The following is a 13,185-nucleotide window of genomic DNA, read 5'->3' on the forward strand; positions in this document are numbered from 1 at the left end:
GATTACTCCGCCTCCACTTTGTGAGTGGATGAGTGCTCTAATGATGAAGGTTCTGTGGATGAGTCTTGTGTTAATGACGGTACAGAAGGTGCTGAGCTATCCATGTCGGCCATGTTCTGTGTATTTTCCATCGCGTGCTCGCCTGCCATATGTGCCATGTCGTGCATACCTTTCATGTCTGCCATGTCAGATGTGTGCTCAGTGCCCATGTGTTCCATGCCTGCGTGCATGTCCATTCCTTCGTGACCTTTCATGCCCTCATGTGAGTCCATGTGCATGTATTGCATCACGATTTGGTCAAACATCCCTTTGCTCACTGAGCCAAAGTATTCAACTGGATTGTATTCACTCGGTTTAGCCAGTGTGGCATAGGCCGCTGAGTCCAATGTCTTGCCCTGTTGTTTTAACTTGGCAACCCATGCCTCGAAGTCAGCAGGTGTTTGAGTGGCAATCGCTTTAAACTTCATGCCCGCAAATCCAGCGCCGCTGTAGTTAGCCGAGATACCGTCGAAGGTGCCTGGCTCGTTAGCGATCAAATGCAATTTAGTGGTCATGCCCGCCATAGAATAAATCTGGCTGCCTAACTGAGGGATGAAGAAGGAGTTCATCGCAGTGTCAGAGGTGATCTTAAAGTTCACCGGCACATTGGCCGGGAACGCCAACTCATTGACCGATGCCACGCCTTGTTCTGGGTAAATGAATAACCATTTCCAGTCCAGCGACACTACTTCAACCGTGACGGGTTTAGCTTCGTGTTCTAAAGGTTTATAGGGATCAAGATCATGGGTCGAACCCCAAGTGATCACACCGAGCACTATCACGATCACAATCGGCACTATCCACACTACGGTTTCAATCGCCGTTGAGTGTGCCCATTTAGGCGCGTAGATTTCCTGATCACGGCCATCGCGGTATTTCCACGCGAAGTACAATGTCATGGCAATCACAGGGATAACGACAATGAGCATGAGTAGGGTGGCGACGATAATCAGGTGTTTTTCATCGATACCGATTTGGCCCTTAGGGTCCAATACTCCGCCATCACAACCCGCGAGCATGAGTGCTACTGCCGCGATTGCTGCTTTACTTAATTTTCGAATTAACAAAGGAAGATTCCTCTAACCCTAAGGTTTACAACTCTGCCAAGCGTTAACTGGCAGTCACACTAAGCGGCGTTATCTGAGCGCAAATCCTGAGACCCAAGAGGCATGACACAACAATGTGCCGCCATTCCGAGGCAAATCTAAGATCCGCTTTCAGCGCTTAATGCTTAATTTTAATTTAAAAACAGAGGGTTAAAATGGCGGGGCGCGACAACCGTGGGCGGTATGTTCGAGGGATTTTAGCCTTGGGGGTGCTAAAAAAAGTGAAGCGTTAGTTAAATCGAGATGATTGAAAAATTTGAAGCAGCAGTCGATTAAATGCCATAACTGCAGAATAACGAGGGGATTGAGTAATAACAGGCTGAGCAAACTAGCGCCGATAAACTCGGCTAAAAAGCCATTGCTGAGGCTGATTAATTCACTAATATCGACACAACCGCCGATCAACACGGATAAAACGTCAGCAATAGGCAGCACAAACAATAACCCGAAAAACAGGGTTAGATTTGTCATGCTAAAGGTTGAAAGCCGAATAGTTAGGTTCAATCTTTCAACAATGAATTGGCTAAGAGCTAATTTCAATTAATGAGTCCGGCTGAACGGGAAAAGGAGTCAGTTGGCAGAACAAAAAATATTCAGCATGTAACTTTTTTATGCGGCAGGAGGATACCAAGAAGCGGCTATTGAATGAAAGCGGATCCCCGTAGTAAAAGGGCTTTAGTATTAAAAAAACCTTAATTAAAACCAAATTAGATCTTTAGTTTTACAAGATTAACAGTATTTAAACTGATTTTGTTCTCATAAAATAAAAAATTGTGAAGCCTCTCATTTATTCATTTTGACTAAAGTTGATTTGCTCGTGGCGTCATTGAGTTGATTACAGCCCCTATAAACATGTTTGCTTTACCCGCAAAAAGACTAGGCTTAACTTCTATGGCAGGGCTAATGTTGCCGATAGTTGTCTTGATGGGTTAGCTTGTTTGTCGCAAGATTGGGCTCGCCAAGTTTGGCTGTATGATTAAGTGCATTTGAGATCGGCATCCCAAATAAAAACATCACGTTAAATGAGTGATTGTGTCAGTCATTTACGCTATTTACATTAGATAAACCGATTATTAAACTGTGAACTTATCTCGCCCCTGATATGTGCTTGAGATTGAGCCTGTGAGTAGGGCATGATGCTTCTCAATTCTCGAAGTGCGTCAGCATGAAGGACTACACATAAAGTCATTTATCCCATACCTTAAGGTAAACATTTTCATCGCCTTAGCTTACGTTATTGTAGGTAAAATTGGTTTGATGATTGCTTTGCCGCCTGGATATTCTGCTGCAATTTGGCCTGCCGCAGGTATTGCTATTGCCGCTTGTGTTTTATGGAAGGAATATGCGCCTTGGATTGGCGTGTTCATTGGTTCTTTGTTGATTAATCTCAACATCAGCGGACATATCCATTGGGGGTGGTTGCCCTTTGCTATTTCAATTGGTTCATCTATACAGGCAGTGCTTTCTGCCTATGTTCTTGGGCGAGTCGATCATTTATTCACCCTAGATAATCCTAACGCCGTCATTAAATCCTGCTTGAGTTTAGCTTTAACTTGTACAGTAGCGACTGTTTTTGGCAATTTCTCCTTAGTGATTAACGGTACGATTCCACAGTCCGATTTACTGGGTAGTTTAATAAATTGGTGGACTGGGGATTTGCTCGGTGCCGTGATTTTTATCCCTCTGACTATGTTGTTATTTGATAAGCGAGTTATTTGGCGTTCTCGCCGCATTCAGACGGGTGTGCCTTTGCTGGTGGGTTTTTTATTTTGCGTGGGGATTTATTACTACTCAGATATGAATCAGCGCCAACAGTTACGGGATAAGTTTCTGGTTCAATCTAATGCGATTATTAGCAATATTGAAAGTTTTCAAGATGCTAACCTCCAACAAATTGTTGCCTTAGCAAGCTTGTTCGATAATAGCGAGCAGGTTTCTGAGGATGAGTTTGTACAGTTTGGCAAACGCAATATGTTGATGAAGGATGGCTTTAGAGCTTGGTCTTGGTCACCGCTTGTGGCGGCAGCCGATCAGCAAAGTTTTGAGGCATCCATTCGTTCTGTGGTTGGTGGTTCCTACAAAGTGACTCGTCCCGAAGGCTGGCAGGCGAATACTGATGGTTGGCTAGTCCCTGTGATGTATATTCAGCCGCAGATAGGTAACGAAGCGGCCTTGGGATTAGATCTCAATAGTGAGCCAACGCGAGCCGCAGCCATCGCAAAAGTGCGTGCGACGTTAGCACCCGTGATGACAGCCAAGATTCAATTAGCACAAGATCCCAATGGCCCTGGTGGCACTTTACTCATTGCTCCTGCTTTTGACAGATTGGGTAAGATCTCAGGGTTTTGTTCTGCCGTAATTGATTTGCAAGGCATTATTGATGATGTTGATAGTGTAAAAGGGTTGCAGTGGCAACTGACAGATATGAGTGCGGGCGGTACCTTACTTTATAGCAATACTCGAAAATCGTTTCCCGAATTTAGCAGTAAACTCTTCAGCGATAAAACTGGGCAGTATTTTCAGGCAAACCTGATGTTAGCGGATCGTCATTGGCATATAGTGATTTATCAATCCTATGCGGTACTGATGGGCGATACTTTTAGCTTATCGCTACTGATGCTGCTGCTCGCATTTATCACTTGTGCGGTCGTGGGCGGTATGACACTGGTTTCCTCCGGCGAGCGCCAACGTATTGCCGAAAAAGTGACAGAAAAAACCATGGCATTGTCGAAGGAAATTGCCCGCCGTCAGGCTTTTCAAGCTACCTTGGTCGAAAGTGAGCAAAAATATCGAAACCTATTTGATAAGGCCCCTGTGGGGCATGTGCTTAAACGTTTAGATGATGGTCAATTTGTGGCAATTAACCCCGCCTTTCAAGCGATTACGGGTTATTCACTCGATGAGCTTAATCAACTTGATCCTTGGGATCTTACCCCAAAGCGTTATCAATTAAGTGAAACTGAGCAATTAGAGCGCTTAAAGCAGACGCGCCGTTACGGCCCCTATCAGAAGCATTATTTACATAAAAATGGCCAATTAGTGGCGGTGCGCCTCAACGGGGCTTTAGTTACTGGTGCCAATGGTGAACAGCTAATTTTGTTTATCGTCGAAGATATTACCGAGCAGGAGCGTACCGTTGCGCGGGTAAATCTCTTGGCGCAAGTATTTCAGCAGAGTGGTGAAGGCATCACGATTATGGATGCCAACGATATCATTGTGGATGTGAATAGCGCATTTTCTCAGATCACGGGTTATTCCAGAGAGGACATTATTGGTAAAAACTGCCGTTTTATAGAGGCTGAACGAACGGATAAAAGTATCGATTCTCAAGTCCGTGCTGCCCTCGAGCAAACGGGTTTCTGGCAAGGTGAAGTCTGGGATAGGCATAAACAAGGCTACGATTTCCCGAAATGGTTGATGATGTCTGTGGTGCGGGATGATTCTGGTGCCGTGAGTCACTATATTGGCAGCTTTACCGATATCAGTGAGCGTAAAGTCAGTGAGGAACGCATTCATTTCCTTGCCCATCATGACTCTTTGACCTTATTGCCTAATCGACTGAGCTTGCAGTCGCGCCTCGAAGTGGTGTTTAAGGATGCTCTGGTATCCCACAGCCAAATAGCGGTAATGTTCATCGACATGGACCACTTTAAAAATATCAACGATACCTTGGGCCATCATGTGGGCGATCAACTGCTGCTAGAGGTTGCCCGACGTTTGAAATACATCGTTGGTGATAATGATACTGTGGCGCGTTTGGGGGGCGATGAGTTTGTGGTTGCCTTGTCCGATACGAACCATGATGAAGTGGCCAGTTTAGCCGAGGCGCTGCGCAGTGGTTTGAGTCAAACCTATGTGATTAATAATCAAGCATTACATTCATCGCCAAGTATAGGGATCAGTTTATTTCCCAATGATGGTGACAGTGTTGAAGCCTTGATGAAAAATGCTGATATGGCCATGTACCGCGCAAAAGCGGCTGGACGCAATAACTATCAATTCTTTACTGCGGCAATGAACACTTTGATCACTGAGCGCCAGCATATTGAAACGGGCCTGAGGCAAGTGTTAGCAAACGACGAATTACGACTGCATTATCAGCCACAAATTGATATTAGAAGCGGGCAAGTGGTCAGTGTCGAAGCGCTTGTGCGCTGGCAGCATCCCGAATTTGGCATGATAGCGCCTGACCGTTTTATTCCCATTGCCGAAGAGATCGACATGATCATCCCAATTGGCCAATGGGTGTTAGAAACGGCGATGGCGCAACTTGCTGTCTGGCGCGCAGCGGGTGCCACTGAGTTGCGAATGGCGGTGAATCTGTCAGCGCATCAACTCCGTAAGGATACGATAGTCGCCGATATTACCAATGTGCTGGTGAAGCATAAGTTGGGCAAAGGCGCACTGGAGCTGGAGATTACCGAGAGTGTGGCGATGCAATATCCTGAGCAGAATGCGCGCCTATTAGCGGAATTGCGCCAACATGGTATCGAGCTCGCCATCGATGATTTTGGTACAGGATATTCCTCTTTATCCTATTTGAAACTCTTGCCCTTAGACAGGTTAAAGCTCGACCGATCCTTTGTGAAGGATATTGAGACCGACTCGAACGATGCAGCCATTAGCGCTGCAACTATTTCTATGTCCCATGAATTGGGGTTAACTGTGGTCGCTGAAGGGGTTGAAAACGAGGCGCAATTGGTATTATTGTCGAGCATGGGGTGCGACTTAGTGCAAGGGTTTTACTTTAGTAAACCCTTAGCGGCAGAAGAGTGTTTCCGCTTTATCCAGCGTAATTTATAACGGCAGAGTGTTGTTGTTTTTCTAATGCTGGCGCAGAGTTGGACTATACTTGAGTTCGCATTATGCATGCGTTAATCAAAATACTAAGGATGGTTTTATGCAAGTCATCTTCACTAAAGGTACTCAGCGTTATGGCCAGTTGCGCTGTGTGCGCATGGACGGTAGTGCGACCCAAACCCAAATGCCAGAACAAGGTATAGCACCTCACGATATGATCCACTATGTGGTTGAAAAACGCCTGCATATTCAAGGTGCTTTCTTCTCGCAGATCAGAGCTGGCGCCGATATCAGCTTTACCTTAGAGCATAATGAAACCTCCCGCGCCATCGCTGATAAAACGGAGGTGTGGCAAGCTGAATCCATAGTTGAGACCCTGCAGTCGCTACTGTGGGCGGGTGAAACGCCAACCTATGACGGCTTTATTTATCTGTTAGAGCAAGCCTGTAGCAGTCGAGACTTGGCCGTTCCTACTGTTAACCAAACAGATTTTGATCATATTCTCAATGAGATTATGGATTTGAGTGTTGAGTGGCAGGGAATGGGAGAAGGTCAGTCCTTGACCTTGAAGTTCTGATCTATTGATTAGGGCGGTGAGTGGTTAAATGCCTTCCCCTAAAAAGACTTTGGTATAGCGCGGTTGGATCCAAGCGCTATCACCTTTGTTTATGCCAAGCTGTTTAAATTGCACTTTAGATAATTCAACATGGATCAGTTGGTTATTTAGCTCAGTTAGGACTTCTAATCTTACTGCAGGGCCAACTATGGTCACTAAGTCTAAACTGACTTTAAGGGCATTTTCAGTTGGTTGTGTCAGTACCTCGATTTCGTGTGGACGAACATAGGCCAAGCCTTGTTGCTCTTCGTTAATCGTGTGCTCAGGTGAGGGAATGTGGATATTGCCTATAGTGCTATGCCCTTGTTTTACCCGGGCATGAAATAGGTTCACATTGCCAAGAAACTCGTACACAAAAGGATTGCTTGGATTATCATAGACTTCTTCTGGCGTACCTTGCTGCTCGATACGACCTTGATTCATCACTACAATTTTATCTGCGACTTCGAGTGCTTCTTCCTGATCATGGGTCACAAATACGGTAGTGACATTAATCTCATCGTGTAAGCGTCTTAACCAGCGGCGTAATTCTGCGCGGACTTTTGCATCGAGCGCGCCAAAGGGTTCGTCTAACAGTAGAACCTTAGGTTCGACCGCAAGCGCGCGGGCGAGTGCGATGCGTTGCCTTTGACCGCCTGAAAGTTGTGATGGATAGCGATTAGCAGTCCAATCTAATTGGACGAGTTTGAGTAATGAATGCACCTTATCGGCAATGTCTGCCTTAGTCGGACGTGTCTTTCGTGGTCTGACTGTGAGTCCATAGGCGACATTTTCGAATACAGTCATATGTTTAAATAGGGCGTAATGTTGGAATACAAAACCGACACCGCGTTCACTCACATGCTGTGTGGTGATGTCTTCGCCATTAAATCTAACTATGCCACTGTCGGCCTGTTCGAGTCCGGCAATAATCCTGAGTAAAGTTGTTTTGCCTGAGCCGGATGGGCCTAAAAGGGCCGTCAGCTCTCCGGTTTTGATCTCTAAATTGACCGAGTCCACGGCAACAAAATCACTAAAACGCTTATTAACTTGTTGAATGTGTATGCTCATAATGCTCTGTTCCTAAGGACGTTGCGTTTAGTTAATTTGATGTTTGCGCTCATCTTTCCACTCCACGAGGCTTTTCAGCACGATAGTGACCAGTGCTAAACCTGTGAGTAGGGATGACACGGCAAACGCGGCCGTAAACATGTATTCGTTATAAAGCACTTCTATGTGTAGCGGCATAGTATTGGTCTCACCGCGAATGCGCCCAGAGACCACTGCTACCGCACCAAACTCGCCCATAGCGCGGGCATTACACAGGATCACGCCGTAGAGTAAGCCCCACTTAATATTCGGTAAAGTGACGTACCAAAAGGTCTTTAAACCACTGGCGCCTAAGGTGAGTGAGGCCTCTTCTTCATCTTTGCCCTGTTGCTGCATCAGTGGGATGAGTTCACGGGCAATAAAGGGTAAAGTGCCAAACATGATGACAATGACTATGCCCGGAACGGCAAAAATCACTTTTAAATCATGGGCAGCAAGCCAAGGCCCAAACCAGCCTTGGGCACCAAAGAGGATCACAAAAATCAGCCCGACCACGACGGGTGAAATGGCGAAGGGCATATCGATTATCGAGATCAGTATGGTTTTGCCTCTAAACTCAAATTTAGCAATAGCCCAAGCGATGGCGACACCAAAAATAGCATTGGTGGGTACAACAATAATTAACACTAATAAGGTGAGGCGAATGGAAGCGAGCGCATCGGGATCGGTCACGGCTTGCCACCAGATCTTGAGACCCGCTTCAAAGGCGCCGTAGAGCACAACCGCTAATGGCAAAACCAGAAACAGTGCGAGAAAGCTTAATGCGATCCCGATTAAACTCCACTTTATCCAAGGTGCCTCAGTGGTAGCTTGATAATTTACAGTCGATATTTGGCCCATAGACTTAACCTCTTTTACTCGCCCACCACTGTAGGCTATTAATTAATAACAATAAGAGGAAAGCTGCTGCGAGCATGACCACTCCGATAGCCGCAGCGCCGTTATAGTCATATTGCTCAGCTTTGGACACTATCAGTAGCGGAGTAATTTCGGTGCGATAGGGCAAATTGCCCGAGATAAAAATGACGGAACCATATTCGCCTACTGCACGTGCAAAGGCTAAGGCGTAACCCGTTAATAATGCAGGTAATACCGCAGGTAGGATCACTCTTCTTATGGTGGTTAATCGATTAGCACCGAGGGATGCAGATGCTTCTTCAAGTTCCTTTGAAAAATCAGCCAAAACCGGTTGTACTGTTCGTACGACAAAGGGCAATCCAATGTAAGTTAAGGCGATCACAACACCAATTTGACTGTAGGCGACTTTAATACCCCATAAGTGTAAATATTGACCTACCCACCCGGTAGTCGAATAAAGCGTTACGAGCGCGATACCTGCGACAGCCGTCGGTAAGGCAAAAGGCAGATCGACTAAAGCATCGACGACTTTTTTACCAAAAAATTGATAACGTACTAACACCCAAGCGACGAGAGTCCCAAAAATGGCATTAATGCTGGCGCCAATAAAAGACGCCGTAAATGACAGCTTGTATGAGGCTACAACCTGAGGATGACTAATTGCGACCCAAAAGTCAGCCCAACTCATTTGCAGCGTAAACAGAACTAATCCGGCTACAGGAATAAGAAATAGCAAACTTAAATATAAAACTGAGAAGCCTAAGGTAATACCAAATCCAGGTAGCACAGATTTTATGACAACCTTGCTCATATCATTATTCCGTCGCGAGATAAGTGAAACCAATGGGCGGTTTCGTATTAATGAAACCGCGTAAAAGATTACTTGCTAATCTTGGTTAAAATAGAATCGAATTGACCACCATCATTAAAATGAGTTTTTTGTGCTTTGTTCCAGCCACCAAAAACCTCATCAATGGTAAAGAGCTTCAGTTGTGGAAACTTGTCTTTGTATTGCAACGCAATGTCTGGGTTTGTCGGGCGATAAAAGTGTTTTGCAGCTAGGTGTTGTGCTTCATCAGTATAGAGATGTGCTAGGTAAGCTTCTGCTAACTTACGTGTCCCTTTGAGATCGACATTTTTATCTACCACTGTCACTGGTGGCTCGGCAAGAATGCTGACACTTGGAACAATGATTTCAAATTCACCTTTTCCTAACTGCTCAACAGATAATATGGCTTCATTTTCCCAAGCGATGAACACATCGCCAATTTTTCGCTGTACAAAGGTATTGGTTGCGCCACGGGCGCCTGAGTCCAGCACAGGTACGTTTTTATAAATCTGAGTGACAAACTCTAACGCTTTTTCTTCTGAGCCGTATTGCTTCAGTGCATAACCCCAAGCAGCGAGATAGTTCCAGCGCGCCCCGCCTGAAGTCTTAGGATTTGGGGTAATGACTTCTACACCTTCACGAACTAAGTCATTCCAGTCATGGATATTTTTGGGATTTCCCTTGCGAACCAATAGCACTATGGTCGAGGTATAGGGCGAGCTATTGTGTGGCAGGCGACTTTGCCAATTTTCAGGAATTAAATCCGCTTTTTGCCTTAATGCATCAACGTCATAGGCCAGTGCCAGAGTGACAACATCCGCTTCTAATCCATCAATAACTGAGCGAGCTTGCGAGCCTGAACCACCGTGAGATTGACGTATGGTTGGGGCTTTATGGCCTTGTTTTTGCCAGTATTGGCTGAAGATTTGGTTATATTCCCGATAGAATTCACGGGTTGGATCATAGGAAACATTCAATAGCGTATCTTCAGCGAGTGCGAGAAAACTAGTAGAGGCCAAAACTAAGGTGAGTGTTGCTTTTTGTAGGTGAGATAAAATATTCATACCGAAATCCTCATATTATTTAATAAGGCTTCCGGTTGACCGGTCAGCGATGTGGTCTAACTGTGTTGATTGGGTGGTAAATTTCGTTTTTATTTTGACGGCGTAACTTGGTCTAAACGAATTTTTTCTTTCTTTTCTAATTGCACTAATTTCCCATGGTGAAAGGTTAATTCCACTGTCCCAAACTCAATTCTACCCAGTAGTTTTTCTAAACTATTGACGAGCAAGGGGATCACGGTTTGTAGATCTTCTTTGGTTGCCATATAAGTCCTCATGTAAGTGGTTTTTGACAACGTAATTGGAATTATAATCAAATATTGATAACTAAAAAGTTACATTTTGCGATTTGATATTCTTTTATGTAATAAGTGTGTCTTTTGTGTGTTTGAGTTTACGAGATCGTTAGACTGGCTCTGAGTTGCACTTTCTATTTGATAGATAAGATTACCAATAAGCACATCAATGAGGGGCCACTGTCCATGTCCGGAATCGACATTAATGTGGCCACTTAACCCTAAGTTGATTGTTGGGAATCCAAATTTTTTTGCCAGTTTTGCAGCTTGATTAAAGGGCATCCAAGGATCGTTTTCACTGGCAATGACAAGTCCAGTGACACCTAAGGGGTGTTTTGGCAACAAGTGTTTGATCGTTTGAGTGCCATCGTGTTCAGGCAGAATGTGTCCATTCTCAGAAAATCGTGCTGGTGATGCTGGCGCGACTAAAATAGCTGCTGCTACCCGCTGTGGATGATGAGCGATGGCAAGGCTTGTCGCTAAACAGCCAAAACTGTGGGCGAGGATCAGGATTTCACCTTCGATTTGATCGATTGCGCGGCAAATGGCATTGGCCCAGATATGAATCTTAGGCTCCAATAGTGGTAAGTCATTGACCCATATAGCTGATTCATATTTTTGTGCAATCCAACTTTGCCAATGTAAAGGGCCGCTACCACCAAACCCTGGCACAATTAATAAGGTTGCCATATTTCATTCTCCAAGATGTGAGTTGATAAGAGAGCCAAATGACGACCGGATGAAGCCAGTTTGACTCGCACTCTGACTATATCTACAAATTTGGTTATTAAAATTGTTATTTGTAGTTCATTTTGGAATATGAGATATATTTAGGATATTAACTCTGGAGGAAGTTTCCTTTGTGAGGTGATGTTACAGATAAATAATCCATAAAAATGCCCAGTAAGAGGGTGAGTCTTCTGTGCACTCGTTTTCAGTTTATATCTTGTTATTCCCTATGACGACGTTCTTGGCTTTGAGTTGATCGACCTTGGTTATGTTCTACCGAGCGAGCGGTTTGCGCATTTTGGCGTGGCTCACTTTGTCTCACTCTCACTTCTTCGCGTTGTCTAGGCGCTGCTTGTCTTGGTTGTTAAATCCGTTGTGGCTCTGTACGTCTTGTTTCAGGTCGTGGCGTTTCAACTCTTGGGGTCATAGTTCTTGGTTTTTCTTGCCTTTGTGACTGTGCCCTTTGTTGATCGATATTACGCGGCTGTGACTCCCGAGTTTGATATTGCCTTTGCTGAGGCTCCTTCGATGGCATTGGTTTTGACTGCACGGGTCTTGATTGCGCGTCATTACGCTCCTTGTGAGTCGGCGTTTGTACCATAGTCGCGGATCGACGTTCCTTTAACTCGGCTTGCGTTTTCTGATAACTCGGTGTGCGGTTATCACGTTCACGGCTGACGTTGTGATAGTCTTTATTATCACGACTTTTATTGCCCTGATTACTCATATTACCCAGATTACTATGGGTATCTTGGCGTTCTTTAGACTTCGAATATTGGCTATTGAAGTGCTGTTTACTGCCGCTTGAGTGTGAATCTCTGCCGCGATATTTATCATCACGGTAATAGCGTTGTTTCACCACTGGATTGTGATAACTCACGCCGCGTCTATGTTCGGGTTTATGTTTCCAAGGTTGTGCGCCATGGCTAACACTGTATCTTTCCCGTGGGCGATATCGGTGTGAATGGCGATAGTCTATTACCACCACTTTATGGTTGTGCCAGTGGAACGAACTGAAGAAGTAGTTAAAGGAAATATGGATGCCCGGTGACCAGTAGAAATGGTTATGACTCGGACGATAGGGATAGCCAGCATAGCCGCCAAATTCCCAATATACAGGTGGATAAGCCACACCCCAACGCCATGTGCCGTAAACCACGCGTGGATCGTAATAGGGGACGTAGACGATTTCTCGCTTAGCGGGTTCTATGATGATCTGATTGTTGGCGCGGGTAATTGCCATGTTATCCATGTCCGCTAAGCTATTCGCTTTATCAGCCTGTTGTCTTAGGGACTGAATGCTGTTCATCACTTGGCCTTCATCTTCTAAGAAGGCTTCACCGAGTCTTTGAGTCCATTCGAGATCTTCACTCATTTTTTGTAGCAGCGTCGGGAAGGCCAGCAAGGCTTTGACGCTCGGGTCCCAGTCCTGATCTTCGGCTTGCGACATAATTTGGTCGATCGATGATTTGGGGCGCTGGGTTAACCAACGCTGTGCCTGCACTATTTCGAGTGGATAAGTTGAAGCGATAAGTATGTGGGTCAGTAAGCTATCGGGATACAGGGCAATAGGCGCCAGCATTTGTTCGAGTTCGGCTTGGCTTGCCGCGGTGCTCGATCCTTGGCTCGCAGATATGCCCGCAGCCTGTGCTGTGGTAGTGAAAGGCAAGGCCACTAATGCCGCCGTTAACACTAGCCAATTCCATCGATGTAGTCTGTTCATGGTTTGCTCCAATAATCCTGTTCGAGGATGTTATGGGCA

At 45.3% G+C, this 13,185-nt stretch carries 10 protein-coding genes and 1 pseudogene; 2 read left to right on the forward strand and 9 right to left on the reverse strand.

The annotated features are described in order from the left end of the window. Window positions 1-2: 2 nt before the first annotated feature. The gene (cyoA, locus tag KFE26_RS01875) at window positions 3-1,106 is read right to left on the reverse strand and encodes a ubiquinol oxidase subunit II (RefSeq protein ID WP_173497841.1); all 1,104 of its coding nucleotides are present in this window, start codon (window positions 1,104-1,106) and stop codon (window positions 3-5) included. A 189-nt stretch (window positions 1,107-1,295) separates the two neighbouring features. After that, on the reverse strand, window positions 1,296-1,685 hold the full coding sequence (locus tag KFE26_RS01880) for a hypothetical protein (RefSeq protein ID WP_198572438.1): 390 nt from the start codon (window positions 1,683-1,685) through the stop codon (window positions 1,296-1,298). 615 nt (window positions 1,686-2,300) lie between these two features. Here KFE26_RS01880 and KFE26_RS01885 point away from each other — a divergent pair. Together KFE26_RS01885 and KFE26_RS01890 are read left to right on the forward strand one after the other, a co-directional pair. Further along, window positions 2,301-5,948 (forward strand): EAL domain-containing protein, encoded by a 3,648-nt coding sequence (locus tag KFE26_RS01885; RefSeq protein ID WP_113940219.1) that lies wholly within the window; start codon window positions 2,301-2,303, stop codon window positions 5,946-5,948. A gap of 97 nt (window positions 5,949-6,045) precedes the next feature. Beyond that, window positions 6,046-6,522 (forward strand): cytoplasmic protein, encoded by a 477-nt coding sequence (locus tag KFE26_RS01890; protein WP_105250680.1) that lies wholly within the window; start codon window positions 6,046-6,048, stop codon window positions 6,520-6,522. 24 nt (window positions 6,523-6,546) lie between these two features. Here KFE26_RS01890 and KFE26_RS01895 read toward each other — a convergent pair whose 3' ends face one another. The 7 genes and pseudogenes from KFE26_RS01895 to KFE26_RS01925 all read right to left on the reverse strand — a co-directional run bounded on the left by KFE26_RS01895 (window position 6,547) and on the right by KFE26_RS01925 (window position 13,146). Further along, window positions 6,547-7,611 (reverse strand): sulfate/molybdate ABC transporter ATP-binding protein, encoded by a 1,065-nt coding sequence (locus tag KFE26_RS01895; RefSeq protein WP_105250679.1) that lies wholly within the window; start codon window positions 7,609-7,611, stop codon window positions 6,547-6,549. A gap of 27 nt (window positions 7,612-7,638) precedes the next feature. Continuing rightward, complete coding sequence (cysW, locus tag KFE26_RS01900; protein WP_105250678.1) at window positions 7,639-8,490, reverse strand: sulfate ABC transporter permease subunit CysW; 852 nt, start codon at window positions 8,488-8,490, stop codon at window positions 7,639-7,641. Window positions 8,491-8,494: 4 nt separating this feature from the next. Next, entirely contained in the window at window positions 8,495-9,319 is an 825-nt protein-coding gene (cysT, locus tag KFE26_RS01905; RefSeq protein ID WP_011790693.1) for a sulfate ABC transporter permease subunit CysT, read from the reverse strand. A gap of 68 nt (window positions 9,320-9,387) precedes the next feature. Further along, entirely contained in the window at window positions 9,388-10,401 is a 1,014-nt protein-coding gene (locus tag KFE26_RS01910) for a sulfate ABC transporter substrate-binding protein (protein WP_168826301.1), read from the reverse strand. Window positions 10,402-10,490: 89 nt separating this feature from the next. Next, window positions 10,491-10,664, reverse strand: coding sequence for a YezD family protein (locus KFE26_RS01915; protein WP_011790691.1), 174 nt, complete (start codon window positions 10,662-10,664; stop codon window positions 10,491-10,493). 69 nt (window positions 10,665-10,733) lie between these two features. Next, window positions 10,734-11,384: an alpha/beta hydrolase gene (locus KFE26_RS01920; protein ID WP_212599487.1), complete on the reverse strand. Its 651-nt coding sequence runs from the start codon at window positions 11,382-11,384 to the stop codon at window positions 10,734-10,736. Between the two features lie 259 nt (window positions 11,385-11,643). After that, window positions 11,644-13,146 (reverse strand): annotated as a pseudogene (locus KFE26_RS01925) (DUF3300 domain-containing protein). Window positions 13,147-13,185 lie beyond the last annotated feature (39 nt).

The sequence above is a fragment of the Shewanella sp. M16 genome (genome assembly GCF_018224605.1).
GTDB classification, from domain to species: domain Bacteria; phylum Pseudomonadota; class Gammaproteobacteria; order Enterobacterales; family Shewanellaceae; genus Shewanella; species Shewanella oncorhynchi.

Coding starts and splice junctions, on each gene's coding strand:
- KFE26_RS01890 (WP_105250680.1), top strand. CDS start 6,046: ATGCAAGTCATCTTCACTAAAGGTACTCAGCGTTATGGCCAGTTGCGC.
- KFE26_RS01895 (WP_105250679.1), bottom strand. CDS start 7,611: ATGAGCATACACATTCAACAAGTTAATAAGCGTTTTAGTGATTTTGTT.
- cysW (WP_105250678.1), bottom strand. CDS start 8,490: ATGGGCCAAATATCGACTGTAAATTATCAAGCTACCACTGAGGCACCT.
- cysT (WP_011790693.1), bottom strand. CDS start 9,319: ATGAGCAAGGTTGTCATAAAATCTGTGCTACCTGGATTTGGTATTACC.
- KFE26_RS01910 (WP_168826301.1), bottom strand. CDS start 10,401: ATGAATATTTTATCTCACCTACAAAAAGCAACACTCACCTTAGTTTTG.
- KFE26_RS01915 (WP_011790691.1), bottom strand. CDS start 10,664: ATGGCAACCAAAGAAGATCTACAAACCGTGATCCCCTTGCTCGTCAAT.
- KFE26_RS01920 (WP_212599487.1), bottom strand. CDS start 11,384: ATGGCAACCTTATTAATTGTGCCAGGGTTTGGTGGTAGCGGCCCTTTA.